Origin of the sequence: Streptomyces sp. NPDC007025 (genome assembly GCF_042869455.1) — a bacterium.
Lineage (GTDB): Bacteria > Actinomycetota > Actinomycetes > Streptomycetales > Streptomycetaceae > Streptomyces.
In genome coordinates this window covers 18,877-40,593 of the sequence record NZ_JBIAFT010000005.1, presented here as the reverse complement: position 1 = coordinate 40,593, position 21,717 = coordinate 18,877, and the positions used below count along the sequence as shown (strand labels likewise).

17 protein-coding genes and 3 tRNA genes are annotated in these 21,717 nt (G+C 71.8%); 8 read left to right on the top strand and 12 right to left on the bottom strand.

Translation table 11 applies throughout. The features are described from left to right. Positions 1–53: 53 nt before the first annotated feature. The 7 genes from ACFYMO_RS11200 to ACFYMO_RS11170 form a co-directional block, all read right to left on the bottom strand. Positions 54–713, bottom strand: coding sequence for a response regulator transcription factor (locus tag ACFYMO_RS11200; RefSeq protein WP_366772964.1), 660 nt, complete (start codon positions 711–713; stop codon positions 54–56). Continuing rightward, on the bottom strand, positions 706–2,130 hold the full coding sequence (locus ACFYMO_RS11195; RefSeq protein ID WP_388545741.1) for a sensor histidine kinase: 1,425 nt from the start codon (positions 2,128–2,130) through the stop codon (positions 706–708). Before ACFYMO_RS11195 ends, ACFYMO_RS11200 begins: the two co-directional genes overlap by 8 nt. A gap of 153 nt (positions 2,131–2,283) precedes the next feature. Next, positions 2,284–3,114 carry an ABC transporter permease gene (locus ACFYMO_RS11190; protein ID WP_366774597.1) on the bottom strand — a complete coding sequence of 277 codons (831 nt, stop codon included), beginning with the start codon at positions 3,112–3,114 and terminating at the stop codon, positions 2,284–2,286. Further along, a complete protein-coding gene (locus ACFYMO_RS11185; protein ID WP_366774596.1) occupies positions 3,111–4,199 on the bottom strand; it encodes an ABC transporter ATP-binding protein in 1,089 nt (362 codons plus the stop codon). Before ACFYMO_RS11185 ends, ACFYMO_RS11190 begins: the two co-directional genes overlap by 4 nt. Positions 4,200–4,387: 188 nt before the next feature. Beyond that, a tRNA-Gly gene (locus ACFYMO_RS11180) sits at positions 4,388–4,460 on the bottom strand. Between the two features lie 79 nt (positions 4,461–4,539). After that, positions 4,540–4,611 (bottom strand) — tRNA-Gly (locus ACFYMO_RS11175). Positions 4,612–4,869: 258 nt separating this feature from the next. Beyond that, positions 4,870–5,187 carry an Lsr2 family protein gene (locus tag ACFYMO_RS11170; RefSeq protein ID WP_026004379.1) on the bottom strand — a complete coding sequence of 106 codons (318 nt, stop codon included), beginning with the start codon at positions 5,185–5,187 and terminating at the stop codon, positions 4,870–4,872. Between the two features lie 348 nt (positions 5,188–5,535). Between ACFYMO_RS11170 and purS the strand changes: the two genes are divergently transcribed. From purS to purM, 6 genes are all read left to right on the top strand, one after another. Next, a complete protein-coding gene (gene purS / locus ACFYMO_RS11165; protein ID WP_366774595.1) occupies positions 5,536–5,865 on the top strand; it encodes a phosphoribosylformylglycinamidine synthase subunit PurS in 330 nt (109 codons plus the stop codon). Next, positions 5,862–6,545, top strand: coding sequence for a phosphoribosylformylglycinamidine synthase subunit PurQ (gene purQ, locus ACFYMO_RS11160; RefSeq protein ID WP_074998913.1), 684 nt, complete (start codon positions 5,862–5,864; stop codon positions 6,543–6,545). The genes purS and purQ overlap by 4 nt, the downstream gene beginning before the upstream one ends. Beyond that, positions 6,542–8,812, top strand: coding sequence for a phosphoribosylformylglycinamidine synthase subunit PurL (gene purL / locus ACFYMO_RS11155; protein WP_388545736.1), 2,271 nt, complete (start codon positions 6,542–6,544; stop codon positions 8,810–8,812). Before purQ ends, purL begins: the two co-directional genes overlap by 4 nt. A gap of 126 nt (positions 8,813–8,938) precedes the next feature. After that, complete coding sequence (locus ACFYMO_RS11150) at positions 8,939–9,766, top strand: sterol carrier family protein (protein ID WP_366774593.1); 828 nt, start codon at positions 8,939–8,941, stop codon at positions 9,764–9,766. A gap of 53 nt (positions 9,767–9,819) precedes the next feature. Next, entirely contained in the window at positions 9,820–11,370 is a 1,551-nt protein-coding gene (gene purF / locus ACFYMO_RS11145) for an amidophosphoribosyltransferase (protein WP_366774592.1), read from the top strand. A 181-nt stretch (positions 11,371–11,551) separates the two neighbouring features. Then, the gene (gene purM, locus ACFYMO_RS11140) at positions 11,552–12,619 is read left to right on the top strand and encodes a phosphoribosylformylglycinamidine cyclo-ligase (RefSeq protein WP_366774591.1); all 1,068 of its coding nucleotides are present in this window, start codon (positions 11,552–11,554) and stop codon (positions 12,617–12,619) included. Between the two features lie 300 nt (positions 12,620–12,919). On the opposite strand, the gene ACFYMO_RS11135 is transcribed toward purM, so the two are convergent. Continuing rightward, entirely contained in the window at positions 12,920–13,180 is a 261-nt protein-coding gene (locus ACFYMO_RS11135; RefSeq protein WP_276478707.1) for a DUF3073 domain-containing protein, read from the bottom strand. A gap of 295 nt (positions 13,181–13,475) precedes the next feature. Beyond that, complete coding sequence (locus ACFYMO_RS11130) at positions 13,476–14,600, bottom strand: Leu/Phe/Val dehydrogenase (protein WP_388545730.1); 1,125 nt, start codon at positions 14,598–14,600, stop codon at positions 13,476–13,478. A 201-nt stretch (positions 14,601–14,801) separates the two neighbouring features. On the opposite strand from ACFYMO_RS11130, the gene ACFYMO_RS11125 reads away from it, so the two are divergent. Next, positions 14,802–15,677, top strand: coding sequence for a hypothetical protein (locus ACFYMO_RS11125; RefSeq protein ID WP_366774589.1), 876 nt, complete (start codon positions 14,802–14,804; stop codon positions 15,675–15,677). A gap of 535 nt (positions 15,678–16,212) precedes the next feature. Continuing rightward, positions 16,213–16,419 carry a developmental transcriptional regulator BldC gene (gene bldC, locus ACFYMO_RS11120; RefSeq protein WP_019355084.1) on the top strand — a complete coding sequence of 69 codons (207 nt, stop codon included), beginning with the start codon at positions 16,213–16,215 and terminating at the stop codon, positions 16,417–16,419. A 462-nt stretch (positions 16,420–16,881) separates the two neighbouring features. Here bldC and ACFYMO_RS11115 read toward each other — a convergent pair whose 3' ends face one another. The 3 genes from ACFYMO_RS11115 to hrpA form a co-directional block, all read right to left on the bottom strand. Next, positions 16,882–17,052: a DUF6274 family protein gene (locus tag ACFYMO_RS11115; protein ID WP_366774587.1), complete on the bottom strand. Its 171-nt coding sequence runs from the start codon at positions 17,050–17,052 to the stop codon at positions 16,882–16,884. Positions 17,053–17,263: 211 nt separating this feature from the next. After that, a tRNA-Asp gene (locus ACFYMO_RS11110) sits at positions 17,264–17,338 on the bottom strand. An 87-nt stretch (positions 17,339–17,425) separates the two neighbouring features. After that, entirely contained in the window at positions 17,426–21,526 is a 4,101-nt protein-coding gene (gene hrpA / locus ACFYMO_RS11105) for an ATP-dependent RNA helicase HrpA (protein ID WP_366774586.1), read from the bottom strand. Positions 21,527–21,717 lie beyond the last annotated feature (191 nt).

Genomic DNA, 21,717 nt, shown 5'->3' with positions numbered 1-21,717 from the left:
CGGGGCCCAGTATAGCCGGACCGGGTGCGGGGCCGGACCGTGTCCCGCGGGGCTCAGATCCAGCCTCGTGCGCGGGCCGTCCGGGCCGCCGCGTGCCGGTTCTCGGCGCCCAGCTTGGCGGCGGCGGCCGACAGGTAGTTGCGGACGGTTCCCCGGGTCAGCGACGCCTGCTCGGCGATCCGGGCGATCGGCGCTCCGTCCGCCGCCAGTTCCAGCAGCTCGGCCTCCCGGGCCGACAGCGGCGAGTCCCCCGCGCTGATGGCGTCGGCGGCCAACTCGGGGTCCACGTACCGGTTGCCGCCGTGCACGCTGCGGATGATCTCCGCGAGTTGTTGGGCGGAGGCGGTCTTGGGGACGAAGCCGCGGACACCCGCCGCCAGCGCCCGCTTGAGGTGCCCCGGACGGCTGTGGCTGGTGACGATCATCGTCCGGCAGTCCGGCACCGACTCCCGCAGCGTGGCCGCGACCCGCAGTCCGTCGGAGCCCGGCATCTGCAGATCGAGCACGGCCACGTCCGGGCGGTGCGCACGGGCCATGGCGATCGCCTCGGGCCCGGAGGCCGCCTCGGCGACGATGACCAGATCGTCCTCCAGCGCCAGCAGGGCGGCCAGCGCGCCGCGGATCAGATGCTCGTCGTCGGCCAGCAGCACCCGGACCGCGTCCCCGCCGGACGCCGCCGCCACCTCGCCGGAGTCCGCGGTTTCCTCACCCATGGCTCGCCCCTCTCGCCGGACCGGTGCCCTCGCCGACCGCGGCGTCGGTGAGCCGGGCCGCCTCCGCCTCCGGCACCGCCTCCTCCGGCTCCGGTCCGGCACCGGGGCCGCCGCGGCCGCCGGGGTCGCCGGGGCCGCCGGGGTCGCGAAGGCCGTCCGGGACTTCCGGCGGCGGTTGCGGGCGCCGGGAGCCGGACGCCGGGATCTCGGCCCGCAGCCGGAAGACCCGCGCCGTCTCGTCGCACTCGGCGGTCAGTGTGCCGTCCACGGCGGCCAGCCGCTCCCGGAGGCCGGTGAGCCCGCTGCCTCCCCGGCCCTGGTCCGGCCGCAGTCCGTCGTTCTCCATCACCAGCGCGGTGGCGCCCGCCGCGTCGCAGGTCAGCCGGATCACGCAGCAGCTCGCCTCCGCGTGCCGCAGCACGTTGGTGGCCCCTTCGCGGACCACCCAGCCCAGCGCGGCCCGCGCGCCGGACGCCAGGCCCGGCTGTGCGGATTCGATCCGGCAGTCCACCCCCGCGGCCCGCAGCACCGCGCGCGCCCCGGCCAGTTCGGTCTCCAGCCCCGTCTCGCGGTAGCCGCGGACGACGGCCCGCACTTCTTTCTGCGACGTGCGCGCGAGCTCCTGCACCTCCCGCATCTGCTCGGCGGCCGATGCGGCGCCCCGGCGGGCGAGCTGGGTGGCCAGCTCGCTCTTGAGCGCGATGACCGACAGATCGCGGCCCATCACGTCGTGCAGGTCGCGGCTGAAGCGCAGCCGTTCCTCCGCGACCGCGAGCTGCGCCTGCGCCTCCCGCGCCTCGTCGAGCTCCCGCATGACCGCCAGGTACCAGGCCGAACAGCGCGGCGAGAAGATCCCGACCAGCCCGCCGATCGCCAGAACGAACAGCGTGCCGAGCAGTGCCGGCCAGGTCGCCCCGGCCGCGGCGAAAGCGGCGGTGATCAGTACGCAGCCTCCGGCGGTCACGGCCGCCGAGCGGCGGCGCGGCACGATGAGCCCGTACACGCCGGTCAGACTCGGGAGCCCGGCGAACAGCGCCATCGTGGGCGCGGGATTGTCGTTCGCCACCCAGCCCCGCGCGATCAGGGCGGTGACCAGCGCGGCGGTGAGCAGGAACGTCACGAGTCCGGTGACCAGCAACCGGCGGGGCGGATCCTGCTCGGTGCCCAGATAGGTGTCGATGCCGCGCCGCAGGCCGCGCACCCCGAGCAGGCACTGGAGGAGCCCCAGCACGACGACGGCTCCCCCCATGGCCGTCGCCGTCGGCGGTCCCGCCACCTGCACCGCGAACTGCGGCATCCCGCTCACGTAGAAGATCCAGGGGGAGAGCAGCAGCAACCAGTACGTCGAGACCTCGACCTGTTGCAGCTTGCTGCGCCGCTGCCACTTCCGCCGCTTCTCCCGGCCCCAGTGGATCATCGGTGGCCCGCCTCCCGTTCCGGAGCGCGCCTTTCCCGTTCCGGCGCGCTCCGGCCACCGTAAGCGGCTCGGCCCCCGACCGGGGAGGTCGGCCGCGAGGGGCGGCCGCCCGGGACCCGGTCGGCCGCCCCTGTCGGCCCGCGGAGCGGCCGGTCAGCGGCGGGGCTCCCACCGGAACCGCTTGCGCACGGCGTAGCCGCCCAGCGCCGTCCAGGCCACCGCGACCGCGAGCGCCCGCAGTGTCTCCGGGCCGCTGAGCTGCTCCGTCCAGCCGCTCCGCAGCAGGTCCATGACCGGCGTCATCGGCAGCCAGCGGCAGAACTCGGCGATTCGGTCGGGGTAGATCTCCAGCGGGATGAAGACCCCCGACCCCGCGAACGTCGCCAGCATCAGCGGCATCGGGGTGAGCTGCGCCAGCTCGGTGGTGCGGGTGAAGGCCGAGGAGGCGGCGGCCAGCGTCGCCATCAGCAGCATGCCGAGCAGCAGCCCGGCCACCAGCAGGTCCGGCCGGGCCGGTGCTCCCACGTCCAGCAGCACGGCCCCGCCCGCCAGCAGCAGCACCGACTGGACGATCCCGATGGTGACGGACGGCAGCGCCGCCGCGCCGAGGATCTCCAGATCGTCCGCCTCCCCGGTGCGCAGCCGCTTGAGCACCAGCTCCTCGCGGCGGCCCACGTAGACGCCCACGAGATTGCTGTAGACGGCGAACAGCAGCACCATGCCCACCGCTCCCGGCAGCACGGTGGTGCCGACCGAGAGTCCGGTGCCGGACAGATCGGCCTGGTCGGCGGTGGACTTCAGAGAGAGGGCCATCACGGTCGGCAGCAGCAGCGCGATGAACAGCGCGGAGCGGTTGCGCACCAGCAGCGTCAGCTCCGCGCGGGCCAGCGCCCGCACCCGGCGTGCCGACAGCCTGCGCCACGCCCCGGCACGGGTGTTCCGCACCGGCTTCCCGGCCGGTGCCGTGGTCGTCGTCCCGCTCATGCCCGAACCCCCGTCCTCGCTCCGGCCCCGGTACCGGCGCCGGTCGTCGTGTCCGTTCCGCTGTCCGCTCCGGTGCCGGTACCGGTGCCCGTGTCCGTTCCCGCGCCGGTTCCGGTGCCGGGCTCCGTCCGGTCCGTGCCGGATTCCGGCCGGTTGCCCGCCTCGGCGATCTCCAGGAACGCCTCCTCCAGGGAGGCCGACCGGGCCTGCAGCCCCTCCAGCGTGATGCCGGACTCGCGGGCCCAGACCAGCAGCTCGGTGAGCGCCCATTGCAGCTCGTGCGTCCGCACCGCCACCGTCCGGCCGTCCACGGCGGCCGGTACGTTCAACGGCAGCCGCTCGGGAAGCACGCCGCGGGGGAGGCGGAAGGTGATCCGCGAGGGGCGCTCGGCCACCACCTGCTCGGGGGTCCCCGAGGTCACGATCCGTCCGGCCTGCATGATCGCCAGCCGGTCCGCGAGCTGCTCGGCCTCCTCCAGATAGTGGGTGGTCAGCAGCACCGTGGTGCCCTCGGCCCGCAGGTTGCGCACCAACTCGGCGGTGTCCCGGCGCCCTTCGGGGTCCATGCCGGTGGTCGGCTCGTCCAGGAAGAGCACTTCGGGCCGTCCGGTCAGCGCCAGCGCCAGGTCCAGCCGCCGCCGTTCACCGCCGGAGAGCTGTTTGACCCGTACGCCGGACCGGCCGCCGAGTCCGACGATCTCCAGAGCCTCCTGCGGCGGCCGGGCCTCGCTGGTGACGCCGGCCCACATCGTCGCGGTCTCCGCGACGGTGAGTTCGGAGGGGAAGCCGCCTTCCTGGAGCATCACCCCGGTACGGGGGCGCACGAAGGCGCGTTCGCCGTACGGGTCGAATCCCAGCACCCTCACGGTGCCGGCGCTGGGGCGGGCCAGTCCCTCCAGCACCTCCACCGTGGAGGTCTTGCCGGCTCCGTTGGTGCCCAGCAGCGCGAAGATCTCCCCTTCCCGCACCGAGAACGACACGTCCCGTACCGCTTCGAATCCTTGCTCGGTCTGCCCCTTGCGGCGCCCGGAGCCGGCCCGGCCCGCGTAGCGGCGCTTGAGTCCTTCGACCTCGATCGCGTCCATGCCCCCAGGTTTCCGCCGGTCGGGGCGCGCGGGCAGTGCACGCGGTCATGGGTGTGGATGACGAATGTCATCGGAGGCCGACGGAGGCCGGTGCCGCGGGCCGGACACGGGGAGGTGAGGAATCGCGCGGACCAGGAACACGAGGAACGGCCCCGGTCCGAGGACCGGGGCCGTTCCCCAATGAAGTGAGCGGACGACGAGGCTCGAACTCGCGACCTCAACCTTGGCAAGGTTGCGCTCTACCAACTGAGCTACGTCCGCATTGCCCCCACCCGGCTTTCACCGAGTGGTGCGACCAATACTCTACCTGATCGTTTCCGACCGGAGGTCCGTACTGGAGAGCGGGTGACAGGAATCGCACACTGCGCCTCCCTCTTGGAAAGAGGGCGCTCTACTACTGAGCTACACCCGCACGCTTGCTTGAGGTCTTCCCTCGGGGGCTTCCCTCGCGGCGTGCCTTGACTCTAGCCGATCACCCGGGGTCCCTGGCAAGTCGAGCCCCGAACCGGCCCGTTCCGGTCCGTCACGCCCATGGCGGACACTCCGGACCGCTCCCCGCTCCCCGCTCCCCGCTCCCCGCTCCCCGGGCGGCCGGTGGCGCGGGGAGGGTGCGCCGCGGGTGCCGCCGGGCGGGGGAGGGTCGGCGCGGGCGGGACGGGACGGGTGCGGGTCAGCTCGCGGCGCGGAACGCCTCGTAGACCTTCTTCGGGATGCGCCCGCGTGCGGGGACGTCGAACCCGTTGGACTCCGCCCAGGCCCGCACGGCGCGCGGGTCGGGGTCGATCGACGTGCGGCGGTAGGTCTTGCCGGACCGCGCCCGCTTGCGGCCGGCCTCCACGAAGGGGGCCAGCTCGGTGCGCAGCTGCTTCGCGTTCTCGGCGTTCAGATCGATCTCGTACGTCTTGCCGTCGAGGCCGAAGGAGACCGTCTCCGCGGCTTCTCCGCCGTCGATGTCGTCGGAGAGCATGACCACTACGCGCTGTGCCACGGGATATCGGTCCTTCCTGCAGGATCACGAAAGGGGGTCACCCGGCATTGCGGCTTCTTCGGCAAGCCCCCCGCCGATCGGCGGGTACGCAGGGCGAACCCGAGTAGGAGACGGGTTCATATTCAACTGTGTGCGACGCTTCGGCACCGGAGTGCAAAGGGCGCACAAAGATTGTGGCCCACAGAATTAGTTCCGCTTCCGGCCGCAATCGGGACCCTACTTTTTTCCCGGCGTTTTTCCCAGTGCTTCGCGAAGTCCCGGTGCGGCAGCCCAGGATATCAACGCGCGTAGATTCTGGCGCCGGGTACGCTGGCCAGCGCAGCGCCCCGCTAAGCACTAGGAGTACCTGTGGCTCGCGTCGTCGTCGACGTCATGCTGAAGCCGGAGATCCTCGACCCCCAGGGACAGGCGGTGCAGCGCGCACTGCCCCGGCTGGGTTTCGAGGGCATCTCCGATGTCCGCCAGGGCAAGCGCTTCGAACTCGAAGTGGAGGGCCCCGTCGACCAGGCCGCCCTCGCCCGCATACACGAACTCGCCGAGACGTTTCTCGCCAACACCGTGATCGAGGACTTCACCGTCCGCGTCCAGGACGCGGACGGCAGCGAGCGCCCGGCCGGTGACGGGGACCCGCACGGCGGGAACACCGGGAACGCGACCTCCGAAGGAGCAGTGGCGTGACCACCCGTATCGGCGTCGTCACTTTCCCGGGCTCCCTCGACGACAGCGACGCGCGCCGCGCCGTGCGTATCGCCGGCGCGGAACCCGTCGCCCTCTGGCACCGCGACGGGGACCTGCGCCGGCAGCAGGTGGACGCGGTCGTGCTGCCGGGCGGATTCTCCTACGGCGACTATCTGCGGTGCGGTGCAATTGCCCGCTTCTCCCCCATCATGGAGGCGGTGGTCGAACAGGCGAAGGCCGGAATGCCGGTACTCGGCATCTGCAACGGTTTCCAGGTCCTGTGCGAAACCCATCTCCTCCCCGGTGCGCTCACGCGCAATGATCATCTGCACTTCGTCTGCCGGGACCAGCGGCTCCGGGTCGAGAACGCGGAGACCGTGTGGACCGCGGACTACGCCGGCGGCCAGGAGATCGTCGTTCCGCTGAAGAACGGTGAGGGCGGCTACGTCGCCGACGAGCGCACCCTGGACGAACTGGAGGGCGAGGGCCGGGTCGTCGTCCGCTACCTCGGCGGCAACCCCAACGGTTCGCGCCGGGACATCGCCGGAATCACCAACGGGGCCGGGAACGTGGTCGGCCTCATGCCGCATCCGGAGCACGCGGTCGAGGCCCTCACCGGGCCGACGACCGACGGGCTCGGATTCTTCACCTCGGCCCTGAAGAAGCTGGTCGCCTCATGAGCTCCCACCCCCTCGACACCGTCAAGCACGCCGAACACACCCCCGACACCGCGCTCCCGTGGGCGGAACTCGGCCTCAAGCAGGACGAGTACGACCGCGTCCGGGAGATCCTCGGCCGCCGTCCCACCGGTGCCGAGCTGGCCATGTACTCCGTGATGTGGTCCGAGCACTGCTCCTACAAGAGCAGCAAGGTGCATCTGCGGCAGTTCGGCGAGAAGGCACCGACCGAGGGCCCGGGCGCCGAGGCGATGCTCGTCGGCATCGGCGAGCAGGCCGGTGTGGTGGACGTCGGCCAGGGCTACGCGGTCACCTTCAAGGTCGAGTCGCACAACCACCCCTCGTACGTCGAGCCGTACCAGGGCGCGGCCACCGGTATCGGCGGCATCGTCCGCGACATCATCGCCATGGGCGCCCGCCCGGTCGCGGTGATGGACCCGCTGCGGTTCGGCGCCGCCGAGCACCCCGACACCAAGCGGGTGCTGCCGGGGGTCGTCGCCGGGATCGGCGGCTACGGCAACTGCCTGGGCCTGCCCAACATCGGCGGCGAGGTCGTCTTCGACCCCTGCTACCAGGGGAACCCGCTGGTCAACGCCTTGTGCGTGGGGGTGATGAAGCACGAGGACATCCACCTGGCCAAGGCCGCCGGCACCGGCAACAAGGTCGTTCTCTACGGCGCGCGGACCGGTGGCGACGGTATCGGAGGCGCCTCCATCCTCGCCTCCGAGACCTTCGACGCGGAGAAGCCCAGCAAGCGCCCCGCCGTGCAGGTCGGCGACCCCTTCCAGGAGAAGCTGCTCATCGAGTGCACGCTGGAGGCGTTCCACGCCGACCTGGTCGTCGGCATCCAGGACCTGGGCGCCGCGGGGCTCTCCTGCGCCACCAGCGAGCTGGCCTCCAACGGCTCCGGCGGCATGCAGGTGGAACTCGACACCGTGCCGCTGCGCGACTCCTCGCTCTCCCCCGAGGAGATCCTGATGTCGGAGTCCCAGGAGAGGATGTGCGCGGTCGTCGAGCCCGAGAAGGTCGACCGCTTCCTGGAGATCTGCGAGAAGTGGGAGGTCACCGCGACTGTCGTCGGGGAGGTGACCGACGGCGACCGGCTGGAGATCTTCTGGCACGGCGAGAAGATCGTCGACGTCGACCCGCGCACGGTCGCGCACGAGGGCCCCGTCTACGAGCGCCCCTACGCGCGCCCGGACTGGCAGGACGCGTTGCAGGCCGACGACCCGGCCGGGCTGCCCCGTCCGGCGAACGGCGAGGAGCTGCGGGCCGCCGCGCTCGCCCTGGTCGGCTCCCCGAACCAGGCCGCGAAGTCCTGGATCACCGACCAGTACGACCGCTACGTCCTCGGCGACACCGTGCTGGCGCAGCCCGAGGACGGCGGCATGATCCGGATCGACGCGGAGACGGGCCTGGGCGTCGCCGTCGCCACCGACGGCAACGGCCGCTACGCCAAGCTCGACCCCTACGAGGGCGCGCGGCTGGCGCTCGCCGAGTCGTACCGCAACGTCGCCGCCACCGGCGCCCGCCCGCTGGCGGTCACCGACTGCCTCAACTTCGGCTCCCCCGAGGACCCGGCCGCGATGTGGCAGTTCGCCGAGGCGTGCCGCGGGCTCGCCGACGCCTGCCGGGAGCTGGGCACCCCGGTCACCGGCGGCAACGTCTCGCTGTACAACCAGACCGGCGAGGCCGCCATCCACCCGACGCCGGTGGTCGGCGTGCTGGGCGTCATCGACGATGTCGCGCGGCGCACTCCGATGGCGTTCCGCGACGAGGGCCACCTCGTCCACCTGCTCGGCGACACGCACGAGGAGTTCGGCGGTTCGGCCTGGTCCCAGGTCGCGCACGGCCATTTGGGCGGTCGCCCGCCGCGGGTCGACCTGGAGCGGGAGCGGCTGCTGGCGGAGATCCTGATCTCCGCGTCCCGCGACGGCATGGTCGACGCGGCGCACGACGTCTCGGACGGCGGCGTCTTCCAGGCCCTGGCCGAGTCCTGTCTCAAGGGCGGCAGGGGTGCGCGGATCGTCGTCCCGGACGGGCTCGACCCCTTCGTCTTCCTCTTCTCGGAGTCGCAGGGCCGGGCGCTGGTGGCCGTGCCGCGCAGCGAGGAGGTCCGGTTCACCGACATGTGCGCGGCGCGCGGGCTGCCCGCGGCGCGCATCGGCGTGGTGGACGGGGAGGCGCTGGAGGTCCAGGGCCAGTTCTCGCTGCCGCTGGCGGAGCTGCGGCGGCACCACGAGGCCACGATCCCGGAGCTGTTCGGCTGACCGGTCCCGCACCCGGACCGCCGGGTCCGGGACCCGCTCCGGCCGGTCCCGGACCCGGCCCGCGCCCTCCCTCCCGTCCGCAGGGCGGGAGGGCGCGGCAGCGCGCGGCCCGCTAATCTCACGCGTATGCCGCCCGCCCGACGCACCACCCCGAACGGAAGAGACCGGCGCACCTACGACCCGACCCGCGTCCGCACGGCGCTCATCAACCAGGTCGAGTCCGTGGCCGACGCCGCGCACCGCCTCGCACCGGACCAGCACGCCCTCCCCTCCGGGCTGCCCGGCTGGGATGTGCACCATCTGCTCGTCCACCTCGCCCGGCAGATCGACTCGCTCCCCCGCCTGCTGGGCAGGCCGGGGACGGAGGTCTCCGGCCAGGCCCCGCAGGTCACCCTGTCGCGGTGGGCCCTCGCGGCGGCGACCCGCGCCGAGGTGCTGGACGAGGAGACCCGTGCGGAGGCGGCGGCGTCGCCCGACGGCCCGGAGCGCGTCGACCGGGCCGTCGCCGATCTGGAGCCGGTCCTGGAGTCCTGCGTGCGCGAGGACCTGCTGGTCCCGCACGCCTTCGGCACGATGCGGATGCTCGACTACACGGTGACCCGGCTGGTGGAGCTGGTGGTGCACAGCGACGACCTGGCCCGGGCCACCGGGCTGCGGATCGCGTTGGACCGGCAGGCGACGGCGGCCGCCGTCCGGCTGCTCGCGGACGCGCTGGCCGCCAAGGCGCCGGGCGCCTCGGTGGAGGTGCGGATCCCCCCGTTCGCCGTGGTCCAGGCCGTCGAGGGCCCCCGGCACACCCGCGGCACCCCGCCGAACGTTGTCGAGACGGATCCGCTGACCTGGCTCCGGCTGGCCACCGGCCGGGTCGCCTGGGCCGAGGCGCTGGCCGGCCCGCAGCTGACCGCGAGCGGTGCGCGCGCCGATCTGTCGCCGGTGCTGCCGGTACTGGGCTGAAGGTCACAGGTCCCGGGTTCGGCGCAGCGGGCGGCTGGCCGTAGACTCGAAGCGTGCCACGTGGTGACGGAAAGCTCAGCCACGACCTCCTCCCCGGTGAGAAGGGCCCTCAGGACGCATGCGGCGTCTTCGGGGTCTGGGCGCCGGGGGAAGAGGTCGCGAAGCTCACGTATTTCGGCCTGTACGCCCTGCAACACCGCGGTCAGGAGTCCGCGGGCATCGCAGTGAGCAACGGTTCCCAGATCCTGGTGTTCAAGGACATGGGCCTGGTCTCACAGGTCTTCGACGAAACTTCCCTCGGATCCCTGCGCGGCCACATCGCCGTGGGTCACGCGCGCTACTCGACGACAGGCGCCTCGGTCTGGGAGAACGCCCAGCCCACGTTCCGCGCCACCGCCCACGGCTCGATAGCCCTGGGTCACAACGGCAACCTGGTCAACACGGCGCGGCTGGCGGAGCTGGTCGCCGAGCAGGCCGACGTGCCGGGCGGCCGGGCCACCCAGGTGGCGGCCACCAACGACACCGACCTGGTCACCGCGCTGCTCGCGGGCCAGACCGACGGGGACGGCAAGCCGCTCACCGTCGAGGAGGCGGCGCCGCAGGTGCTGCCGCAGGTCAGGGGCGCGTTCTCGATGGTCTTCATGGACGAGGACACGCTCTACGCGGCCCGGGACCCGCAGGGCATCCGGCCGCTGGTGCTCGGCCGCCTGGAGCGCGGCTGGGTGGTGGCCAGCGAGACCTCGGCGCTGGACATCGTCGGCGCCAGCTTCATCCGGGAGATCGAGCCGGGCGAACTGGTCGCCATCGACGAGGACGGGCTGCGCAGCCAGCGGTTCGCCGAAGCAAAGCCGAAGGGCTGTGTCTTCGAGTACGTCTACCTCGCCCGCCCGGACACCGACATCGCGGGCCGGAACGTGTACCTCTCCCGGGTGGAGATGGGCCGCAAGCTCGCCGCCGAGGCCCCGGCCGACGCCGACCTGGTGATAGCGACCCCGGAGTCCGGCACCCCCGCCGCGATCGGCTACGCGGAGGCCAGCGGTATCCCCTACGGCTCCGGCCTGGTCAAGAACAGCTACGTGGGCCGTACCTTCATCCAGCCCTCGCAGACCATTCGCCAGCTCGGCATCCGCCTCAAGCTCAACCCTCTCCGGGAGGTCATCCGGGGCAAGCGGCTGGTCGTCGTGGACGACTCGATCGTCCGCGGCAACACGCAGCGCGCCCTGGTGCGGATGCTGCGCGAGGCCGGGGCGACCGAGGTGCACGTGCGGATCTCCTCGCCGCCGATCAAGTGGCCGTGCTTCTTCGGCATCGACTTCGCCACCCGCGCCGAACTGATCGCCAACGGGCTGTCGACCGACGAGATCGGCAAGTCGCTGGGGGCCGACTCGCTCTCCTACATCTCCACCGACGGGATGATCGAGGCCACGACGATCCCCAAGGACCAGCTCTGCCGGGCCTGCTTCGACGGGGAGTACCCGATGGAGCTGCCCGACCCCGAACTGCTGGGCAAGCACCTGCTCGAAGCCGAGGCGGGTTCCGACGTCGACGGCGTCGACACCCTCGCCTCGGGTGTGGGTGCCGCGGACGCGCTGAAGCGCCCCTAGCCCTGCGCGCCGCCCCCGTCCGCACCGTGTCCGCCTCGCCTCGCCCGGCCGCGTCCCGCCGTCCGCTGCCCGCAGCGCCGCGGGGGGCGGGCGCGGCGGGGCACCGCGCCCGCGGCGCGGCGGCCCGTCGGCGGCGCCGGTCCCGCTCCCCCTTCCGCACTCACACACGAGAGACGTACCGATGACACACAGCGAAGGCGTCAGCTATGCCGCCGCCGGCGTCGACATCGAGGCCGGCGACCGTGCCGTGACGCTCATGAAGGAATGGGTCGCCAAGACCCGGCGCCCCGAGTCGATCGGCGCGCTCGGCGGCTTCGCGGGCCTCTTCGACGCCTCCCGGCTCAAGGGCTACACGCGCCCGCTGCTCGCCTCGGCCACCGACGGCGTCGGCACCAAGGTCGCCATCGCGCAGCGCATGGACGTGCACGACACGATCGGCCACGACCTGGTGGCGATGGTCGTGGACGACCTGGTCGTCTGCGGTGCCGAGCCGCTGTTCATGACGGACTACATCTGCGTGGGCAAGGTCGTGCCCGAGCGGGTGGCGCACCTCGTCAAGGGGATCGCCGAGGGCTGTGTGCTGGCGGGCTGCTCGCTGGTCGGCGGCGAGACGGCGGAGCACCCGGGGCTGCTGGGGCCGGACGAGTACGACGTGGCGGGTGCGGGCACCGGCGTGGTGGAGGCCGACGCGCTGCTGGGGCCCGATCGCATCCGTACGGGGGACGTGGTGGTCGCCATGGCCTCCTCCGGGCTTCACTCGAACGGGTACTCGCTGGTGCGGCACGTTGTCTTCGACCGCGCCGGATGGGAGCTGGACCGGCAGGTGCCGGAGTTCGGCCGGACCCTGGGCGAGGAGCTGCTGGAGCCGACGAAGATCTACTCGCTGGACTGCCTGGAGCTGACCCGGACCACCGAGGTGCACGCCTTCTCGCACGTCACCGGGGGCGGACTGGCCAGCAATCTGGCGCGGGTCGTGCCCGAGGGGCTGCACGCCTCCGTGGACCGCTCGACCTGGACCCCCGGCGCGGTGTTCGAGGTGGTCGCCGGAGCCGGCGGCGTGGCGCGGGCCGAGCTGGAGAAGACCCTGAACATGGGCGTCGGCATGATCGCCGTCGTGCCCCGCGCTTCGGTGGACAGCACCCTGGCGACACTGACCGACCGGGGCGTGGACGCCTGGGTGGCGGGAGAGATCACCGAACGCGGGGACCGCACGGAAGCGGTCACCCTCACGGGTGACTATGCACGCTGAGCGCTCGCTGGCAGGCATTGTGCGGTCTCGGGCGGCGGCCGACGCCGTACCCGCCGTACGACCGTCCGGGCAGTCCGTCGGGTCCGCTTACACCGGCTCCGGGCCACGCGGGACGTCCGCGGAGTGCGCCGCCGCGCCGCTGCCGGGGACGTGCCCGACGCCGGGAGTCCGCCGCCGGACGGCGGCCGCAGCAGCACCGCCGGAGCCCCGCCGGGGGTACGGCTGCGCCGTGCGGCTGGGCGGCAGCGCACGCCAGAACCCGGTCCGGCGGTTGCCGGACCGGGTCAGTACGGGCGAACGTCAGGCGCCGCGGCGCTTCGACCGGGGGTCCGACGACCCGGGCGCACCCGCGTCGTCGTCCTCCTCTTCGTCGTACAGATCCACGTACTGTGCGTACGGGTCGTCCTGCTCATCGTCCTCGAAGCGTTCGCCGTTCGGCGACTCGTTCGATGTCGATGCGCCCAGCTCCTCGGCCAGGCGCGATAGGTCTGTCCCGCCAGTGTTGTACTTCAGCTGGCGGGCGACCTTCGTCTGCTTGGCCTTGGCCCGGCCGCGCCCCATGGCTCGACCCCCTCAACGACGGGGCTCGACGGCCCCAGAGTCTTGACACGCGTTCATGTTTCATAGCGGCCTCTCGAGCGAGAGACCGGTACTCAGGGCTTCAACGGTACCTGCTTCCGCCGCCGTACGGTACGTCGCCCGCATGACGCGGCCGCCGTCCGACGCGCCCGTCGACCCTTCTCGTGCTGGTCAGTGGTGATTTTACCTTCCTGTAGCTGAGGGACCCGCCGCGGGGTGGTGAGACCACTGTCACGGTGGTTCCCCGCGCCGTCCACCGGCCCGGTTCCCGGGGGTTTCAGCGGCCCATGCGCTGCTCGGCGAGCCGGTCCGCGGCGACGACCGGGGGGACGCCGTCGGCCTCCGCCCGCTCGAAGATGGCCGTCGTCGTCGCCTGGATCTTCTCTGCCTTTGCCTTCGCACGTGCGAAATCAAAGCCGTGGAGCTCGTCCGCGACCTGGATCACCCCGCCCGCGTTGACCACGTAGTCGGGCGCGTAGAGAACGCCGCGCTCGGCGAGGTCCTTCTCCACGCCGGGGTGCGCGAGCTGGTTGTTGGCGGCGCCGCAGACGGCCGCAGCGGTGAGCACCGGCACCGTCTCCTCGTTCAGCGCGCCGCCCAGCGCACACGGCGCGTACAGGTCCAGTCCCTCGGTGCGGATCAGCGCGTCGGTGTCGGCGACGGCCGACACCGGGGCTCCCGGGTGCGCGGCCAGCACGGTGCGCACCGACTCCTCGCGGACGTCCGTGACCACCACCCGGGCCCCGTCCTCCAGCAGGTGCCCCACCAGGTGCTTGCCGACCTTGCCGACCCCCGCGACACCGACCAGCCGGCCGCGCAGCGTGGGCGTGCCCCACAGCTGCTGAGCGCAGGCCCGCATGCCCTGGAAGACGCCGAAGGCGGTGAGCACCGAGGAGTCGCCGGCGCCGCCGTTCTCCGGCGAGCGGCCGGTCGTCCAGCGGCACTCCCGGGCCACGACGTCCATGTCCTGCACATAGGTGCCGACGTCGCAGGCGGTGACATAGCGTCCGCCGAGGGAGGCGACGAAGCGGCCGTACGCACGCAGCAGGGCCTCGGTCTTGATCTGCTCGGGATCGCCGATGATCACTGCCTTGCCGCCGCCGTGGTCGAGACCGGCCAGCGCGTTCTTGTAGGACATCCCGCGCGCGAGGTTCAGTGCGTCGAGCACCGCGGCCTGCTCGGGGTCGGCCGAGCCCGGGTAGGCGTGGAAGCGGGTGCCGCCCAGCGCCGGGCCGAGTGCGGTGGAGTGCAGCGCGATGACGGCCTTCAGGCCGCTGGGCCGGTCCTGGCAGAGCACGACCTGCTCGTGTCCGCCCTGTTCGGAGCGGAAGAGCGTGCTGATGACCGGATCCCCGGCGGGGGCTCCGGCGGGAACGCTGGCAGAAGGTGATACCTCGATCACGGTAGTGACTCCTGGAATCGCGTCGTAGCCCTCGGCGGACGCGCCGCTTGTGGCAGTCGTAGCCCGCGGAGGGCCGGTCGGGATGCAGCGTACGACCTGCGCGTCACGGGCACGTTGCGGTCCCACGATCGGGGTAGTCAACTGTCTCCCAGGCTCGCTCATGAGACCGGCATGTGGAGGCGTGGAGCTTGGAGGCAATGCGTGGCTGAGAATGCGTCCGTCGTCGTCCCGTACGCGGCGTACCTGCGGGTCTACGAACCGCTGGCGGCCTTCCCCGAGCCGGAGCGCTCGCACTGGATCGCGTATGCGAAACAGCGGCGCCTCCCGACCGCGCAGGACGAAATCCGCCGCGCCCTGGCGGATTTGATCCCGGTGCCGCCCGTGGCGGTGCCGGTCGGCGAGAGCGCCGAGGCGTTCGTGACGGAGGTGGACGGCGTCACGTGCGTCTGCCCCTGGCGCACCCGGCTGCGGAGCTGGCAGGCCCTGGCGGCCCTCACCCAGGCCGCCGAGGACCGCGAGATCGACCTGCCGCAGTCGGTGCTGGACGCCGCGCTGCCGCCCGTGGTCCGGCGGCAGGCCGTGGCCGACTACGAACAGTGGCGGGAGCGCAACCCGGACGCGCGGCCCTGGATCCGTACCGCGCTGTGGCATGTGCCGGTGCGCTGGTTCGTTCTCTTCGAGGACGAAGAAAGGGAGTTTGCGAAGCCGGAATCCGGTCAGGAGAGCGGACAGCAGTTCGTTTTCCGTTATCGCACGCCCATGGTCCAGGCGAGGCGCCGCCTCGCCCGCGGCCTGAAGGTGCTCCGCGAGGAACTGGAGGAGGGACCGCTCGTCGAGGGACTGATCGACGTGGGCCGCTGGCTGGAGGAGTTCCACCCGCGCTCCCTGGTCGAGCTGGACTACGGCGGGCTGGCCCACGCCATCCCCGAGGAGCAGTTGGCGGGCGACCGCTCCGCCGCCGATGTCGCGGAGGGTCTCGCGGCCCTCCGCGCCGGCGACGGTGAGCGTGCCGGTGCGGCCTACGAGCGGCTGACAGCGCGCTGGAGGGCGGTTCGCCAGCTCCAGTACGCGAGCTGAGGTGCCCCTCCCCGCCGGGCGCCCGGGGCCGTTTCCGGGCCCGGGGCCGGGGGAGCGGCGGCCACCCGGAACGGGCTCTGTGGGAGGAGTGGGACCTACGTCCCGAACCGGGTGATTGCCTCAAGCGTGACGGATTGCACTTAAACGGGTCTTGCTCTCAGAGCTACCCCTCGTGTCAAAATAGGACAAGGAGTCCGCACGGGGCTCCTTCCGTCCAACTAAGGGCGGATAGATCGGTATTGCGCTCCTTGGTGGGTCTGATGCCCCTTGCTCCCTGTTGTGACTGATCGTCACAGGGGAGTGACTGTCCGCTATGGGACGGTCCATCGGCTTCCGCCGAGGTTGAACACCTGAGAGGGCAATTCCATCGGTTTGGCCGACGTGGCTGGACAGATGGTGTAGTTGTAGTGCCGAGGACAAGCCGTTCGTCCTATAACCGACTCGGCTCGCGTCCGCCATATCGGGCAACGCGGGTCAAGGTGCAGAATTTAGAGGAAAGAACCGTGATGGTTCGGTTCTCCCGAGGAGGCCGCTCATGACCGCTCGCACCCCTGATACCGAGCCGCTGCTGACCCCGGCTGAGGTTGCCACGATGTTCCGCGTGGACCCCAAGACGGTCACGCGCTGGGCAAAGGCGGGCAAGCTCACGTCCATCCGCACGCTCGGAGGGCACCGCCGCTATCGCGAAGCGGAGGTTCGCGCCCTGCTCGCGGGCATCCCGCAGCAGCGCAGCGAAGCCTGATCAGGGTTCCTGAGCAGGCGCAACAGCACCACACAGGGGCGAATTCCGGGGCCTCACCCCACGATCCGCCCCCTGCGCACCACGCGGCCGAACCGCTGCCCCAACAGCGGCTCTCCGTTGATCGCGCTGGACTCCGCCGGGTCCAGCGCGATCTTTTTGTGTCCGCGAACCGGTGCCCCGAACCGTCGCGCCGGCGGACCGTTCGAGAAGTGCCCCGGGGGACGCTCCAAGGGTCGGGGGCTGCGCCTTCCTGCGCTTCGGCGGGTGCCCCTGAGCGGATGTGCGCGCAGCTGTGCGGTCCGTTCCACGCCTGGTGCAATTGCACATATTAAATTGAGGCCGTCTGAGGGGTGCTCAAGTTCCCGGGCGGTACGACCAATCCGGGTGACACCCGTCACATCGGGCAGGTGTTGTGGTGATCACTCTCGGTGCGGTATGGCGTCAACGACGGTGCCTCATCCGTCACTTGCGTTTCCGGTCGGCCTTCCCGTGATCTGTCATCGCCAGCCGCAGCAGCCGGTGGCAGAGCGGGCAGTGCCGGGTCGCATGGCGCCGCCGCCCCGCGGCCGCGAGATGGGCCCGCAGGAGTGCCCGCGCTTCCTGCCGCGCTCCGTGCGCGGGTTCCTCGATCACGGGTCACCTCCTCCCGTGCCAGGACTACCCCCCGGCCCCGGGCCCGTCAAACATCGGCGGAGGTTTGGGGCGGCCGGCCCCGGCGCGGGCAAGGCTCCGGGGCGGGCGGGGCTTCCGAGGTGGGGCTTCCGGAGTGGGCGGGGACGCGCGGCGGAGTCGGCGAACACGAAAGAGCCCGGCAGTCGCCGACTGCCGGGCTCTCGAACAGATGCGGTCCTGACGGGATTTGAACCCGCGGCCTCCACCTTGACAGGGTGGCGAGCACTCCAAACTGCTCCACAGGACCTCGCGAGATGGAACTCTACAGCAGGTCAGTGGCCGGGAGCGAACTCACGCTGCGTTGCGCGTTGGTCACCTAAGGCGAGTGGCCCTGTCACGGAGCCGCGGCGTCCACCGCCTTCACGATCCGCTTGTCGGAGACCGGGTACGCCGTGCCCAGCGCATGGGCGAAGTAGCTGACCCGCAGCTCCTCGATCATCCACCGGATCTCCCGCGCCGCCTGCGGCACCGCACGTCCCGGAGGGAACTGCTCGAGCAGCCAGAGGTATTCGTCCCGCATCTCGTGCACCTTGGCCATCCGCGTCCGGTCCCGGTCGACGTGGTGCGGGAGCTGCTGGAGGCGCCGGTCGGCGGCGACGAGGTAGCGCATCAGATGCGGCAGCCGGGCCGCACCGTGCTCGGCCACGAACCCCGGCTTGATCAGCTCCGCGAGCTGCTGCCGGACGTCCGCAACGGAGTCGGCCAGCACCGGGCTGGTCGTCGCGCGCAGCCGGCCCTCGCACGAGTGCCAGGCCGCCAGCACCTCCTGCACCTGCTGCACCGTGCGCAGCGTCGCGTCCACCACGTCCGTGCGGACGGCGTCGAACAGCTTGCGGAAGGACTCCTCGTCCCAGGCCGGTCCGCCGTGCGCCGCCACCAGCCGGTCCACCGTGGCCGCCACACAGTCCTCGAACAGCGCCTGCACGCTCCCGTGCGGCGACCGGGACAGGGCCAGCTTCTGCTGATTGCCCAGCTTCGACTGCGCGAACTTCGCCGGGTCGGAGGGCAGGTTCAGCATGATCAGCCGCCGGGTGCCGCGCCACATCGCGGCGTGCTGCTCCGCCTCGGTGTCGTACAGCCGCACGGCAACCGAGGAGCCCTCGTCCACCAGCGCCGGGTACGCCTTCACCGGCTGCCCGGCGCGCCGGGTCTCGAAGGTGCGGGGGAGGGCACCCAGCGTCCACCGGGTCAGGCCCGTGCGCTGGAGCGCCGGTGGCTCCGCCGGTGCCCCCTCGCGGGGCGCGGCGCCGTCTTCTGCGGCCTTGCGGCCCTTCTTGCGCGCGGCCCGCGTGGACGAGTCGAACGCCTGGGAGATCGCCGTCTGCGTCTGCGACTTGAGCCGGATCTGCAGCGCCTCGACGTCCTTGCCCTCCGCGAGCGTGCGGCGCCGCTCGTCGGTGACCCGGAAGGTGACCTTCAGATGGTCGGGCACCTTGGCCGGATCGAAGTCCTGGGCCGTCAGGGGGACCCCGACCATCCGCTGCAGCTCCCGCGCCAGCGTCCACACCAGCGGCTCGGGCTGCGGCGCGGTGCGCCGCAGGAACTCCCTGGCGTGGTCGGGAGCCGGGACGTAGTGCCGCCGGATCGCCTTGGGCAGCGAACGGATCAGTTCGGTGACCAAATCCTGGCGCAGCCCGGGGATCTGCCAGTCGAAGCCCTCGCCCGTGACCTGGTTCAGCACCTGGAGCGGTACGTGCACGGTCACCCCGTCCGCATCCGTGCCCGGCTCGAACTGGTAGGTCACCGGCAGCGCGAGGCCGCCCTGCCGCCACACGTCCGGGTAGTCGGCGGCGGAGACCTCCTCGGCCCGGTCGCTGATGAGCATCGACTTCTCGAAGTTCAGCAGATCGGGCTCTTCGCGGCGCTTCTTCTTCCACCAGGAGTCGAAGTGCGCCCCGGAGACGACGTGCTCCGGCACCCGCTGGTCGTAGAAGTCGTACAGGGTGTCGTCGTCGACCAGGATGTCGCGGCGCCTGGCGCGGTGCTCCAGGTCCTCGACCTCGTCCAGCAGCTTGCGGTTGTCGTGGAAGAACTGGTGGTGGGTCCGCCAGTCGCCCTCCACCAGCGCGTTGCGCAGGAACAGGTCACGCGAGATCTCCGCGTCGATCCGGCCGTAGTCGACCTTCCGCTGGGCCACGACCGGTACGCCGTAGAGCGTCACCCGCTCGTACGCCACCACCGACGCCTGCTTCTGCTCCCAGTGCGGCTCGCTGTAGGTGCGCTTGACCAGATGCTGCGCCAGCGGCTCGATCCACTCGGGCTCGATCCGCGCGTTGACCCGCGCCCACAGCCGCGAGGTCTCCACCAGCTCCGCCGACATCACCCAGCGCGGCGGCTTCTTGAACAGCGCGGACCCGGGGAAGACGGCGAACTTGGCGCCGCGCGCCCCCAGATACTCGTTCTTGCCGGAGTCCTTCCCGCCCTCCAGCCCGCCGCCCTTCAGCCCGACGTGCGAGAGCAGACCCGCCAGCAGCGACCGGTGGACGGCGTCGGGCGCCGCCTCCTGCCCGGCACCCGGCTCCGGGCCACGGCCTCCGGCGGAGTGGATTTTCATCGTCCTGGCGACCTGGCGGAGCTGACTGTGGATGTCCTGCCACTCGCGTATCCGCAGGTAGTTGAGGAACTCCGCCTTGCACATCCGGCGGAAGGCGGAGGAGGACAGCTCGCGCTGCTGCTCGCGCACATAGCGCCACAGGTTGAGGAACGCCAGGAAGTCGCTGGTCTCGTCCTTGAACCGGGCGTGCTGCTGGTCGGCCTGCTGCTGCTTGTCCGAGGGCCGCTCCCGCGGATCCTGGATGGAGAGCGCCGCCGCGATCACCATCACCTCGTGCAGGCAGCCGTTCCGGTCGGCCTCCAGCACCATCCGGGCCAGCCGCGGGTCGACGGGCAGCTGGGACAGCTTGCGGCCCAGCGGCGTCAGCCTCCGCGTCTTCGCCTCCAGCGCGCCCAGCTCCTCCAGAAGCTGCACGCCCGCCTTGATGCTGCGGTGGTCCGGCGGATCGATGAACGGGAACTTCTCGATGTCCCCCAGCCCCGCGGCCGTCATCTGCAGAATCACCGACGCCAGATTCGTCCGCAGGATCTCCGGGTCGGTGAACTCCGGCCGCGCGAGGAAGTCCTCCTCCGAGTAGAGCCGGATGCAGATGCCGTCCGACGTCCGGCCGGAGCGGCCCTTGCGCTGGTCGGCGCTCGCCTGGCTGACCCGCTCGATCGGCAGCCGCTGCACCTTGGTGCGGTGGCTGTAGCGCGAGATGCGGGCGGTGCCCGGATCGATCACGTACTTGATGCCGGGGACCGTCAGCGACGTCTCCGCCACATTCGTCGCCAGCACGATCCGGCGCCCCGAGTGCTGCTGGAAGACCCGGTGCTGTTCGGCGTTGGAGAGCCGCGCGTACAGCGGCAGCACCTCGGTGCCGCCGCCGGGGCGCGGGCCCTGGCCGCGGGCGAACTTCTTCTCCAGCGCGTCCGCCGTGTCCCGGATCTCCCGCTCCCCGGAGAGGAAGACCAGGACATCGCCGGGGCCTTCGGCGTGGAGCTCGTCCACCGCGTCGCAGATGGCCGTGACCTGGTCCCGGTCGCCGCCGCCGCTCCCGGCGGCCTCGCCGTCCTCCTCGTCGCCGCTCCCCGAACCCTCCTCCAGGGGCCGGTAGCGCACCTCCACCGGATACGTCCGGCCGCTGACCTCCACGATCGGCGCGTCCCCGAAGTGCCGCGAGAACCGCTCCGGATCGATGGTGGCCGAGGTGATGATCACCTTCAGGTCCGGCCGTTTGGGCAGCAGCTGCGCCAGATACCCCAGCAGGAAGTCGATGTTCAGGGAACGCTCGTGCGCCTCGTCGATGATGAGCGTGTCGTACTGACGCAGCTCGCGGTCCTGCTGGATCTCCGCCAGCAGGATGCCGTCCGTCATCAGCTTGACCAGCGTGTGGTCCTGCACCTGGTCGGTGAAGCGCACCTTCCAGCCGACCGCCTCGCCGAGCTGCGAGCCCAGCTCCTCGGCCACCCGCTCGGCGACCGTGCGCGCCGCGATCCGGCGCGGCTGGGTGTGGCCGATCACCCCGCGCAGCCCGCGGCCCAGCTCCATGCAGATCTTGGGGATCTGGGTCGTCTTGCCGGAGCCCGTCTCGCCCGCGATGATCACCACCTGGTGGTCGCGGACGGCGGCGAGGATCTCGTCCTTCTTCTGGCTGACGGGGAGCTGCTGGGGATAGGTGATCTGCGGCACCGCCTCGCGGCGGGCCGCCACGCGCAGCTCGGAGGCGTCCATCGCCGCGGAGATCTCCGCGAGCACGGCCGCGCGGGCCTCCCCTTTGCGGATCTTGCGGGCGCCCGCGAGTCGGCGGCCCAGCCGGTGCTGGTCGCCGAGCATCAGGTGCGGGAGGCGCTTCGACAGCTCCTGGGGGGAGGGGGCGGGGGTCTGGGTGGAAGTCGACATACCACGTCAAGGATCGCACCCCCGGGGAGCGGGTGGCGAACGGTTTGCAACCGGGGGCGCGGCTTCCGCGTCGGTGTACCCGAAGGACACCGGCCCCGTACCGCCCGGACGGGGCAGGCCGGCGCGGCTGACACGGCGGGGCACCGACCCGCGGCGGGGCCGCGGCGGACGGGACGGACGGGGGACCGAGG

Excerpts from the sequence above, each read along its gene's own strand:
- ACFYMO_RS11135 (WP_276478707.1), bottom strand. The coding sequence starts at position 13,180 with ATGGGGCGCGGCCGGGCCAAGGCCAAGCAGACGAAGGTCGCCCGCCAG.
- ACFYMO_RS11185 (WP_366774596.1), bottom strand. The coding sequence starts at position 4,199 with ATGGACGCGATCGAGGTCGAAGGACTCAAGCGCCGCTACGCGGGCCGG.
- purL (WP_388545736.1), top strand. The coding sequence starts at position 6,542 with ATGAGCTCCCACCCCCTCGACACCGTCAAGCACGCCGAACACACCCCC.
- ACFYMO_RS11150 (WP_366774593.1), top strand. The coding sequence starts at position 8,939 with ATGCCGCCCGCCCGACGCACCACCCCGAACGGAAGAGACCGGCGCACC.
- ACFYMO_RS11195 (WP_388545741.1), bottom strand. The coding sequence starts at position 2,130 with ATGATCCACTGGGGCCGGGAGAAGCGGCGGAAGTGGCAGCGGCGCAGC.
- ACFYMO_RS11190 (WP_366774597.1), bottom strand. The coding sequence starts at position 3,114 with ATGAGCGGGACGACGACCACGGCACCGGCCGGGAAGCCGGTGCGGAAC.
- bldC (WP_019355084.1), top strand. The coding sequence starts at position 16,213 with ATGACCGCTCGCACCCCTGATACCGAGCCGCTGCTGACCCCGGCTGAG.
- hrpA (WP_366774586.1), bottom strand. The coding sequence starts at position 21,526 with ATGTCGACTTCCACCCAGACCCCCGCCCCCTCCCCCCAGGAGCTGTCG.
- ACFYMO_RS11200 (WP_366772964.1), bottom strand. The coding sequence starts at position 713 with ATGGGTGAGGAAACCGCGGACTCCGGCGAGGTGGCGGCGGCGTCCGGC.
- purM (WP_366774591.1), top strand. The coding sequence starts at position 11,552 with ATGACACACAGCGAAGGCGTCAGCTATGCCGCCGCCGGCGTCGACATC.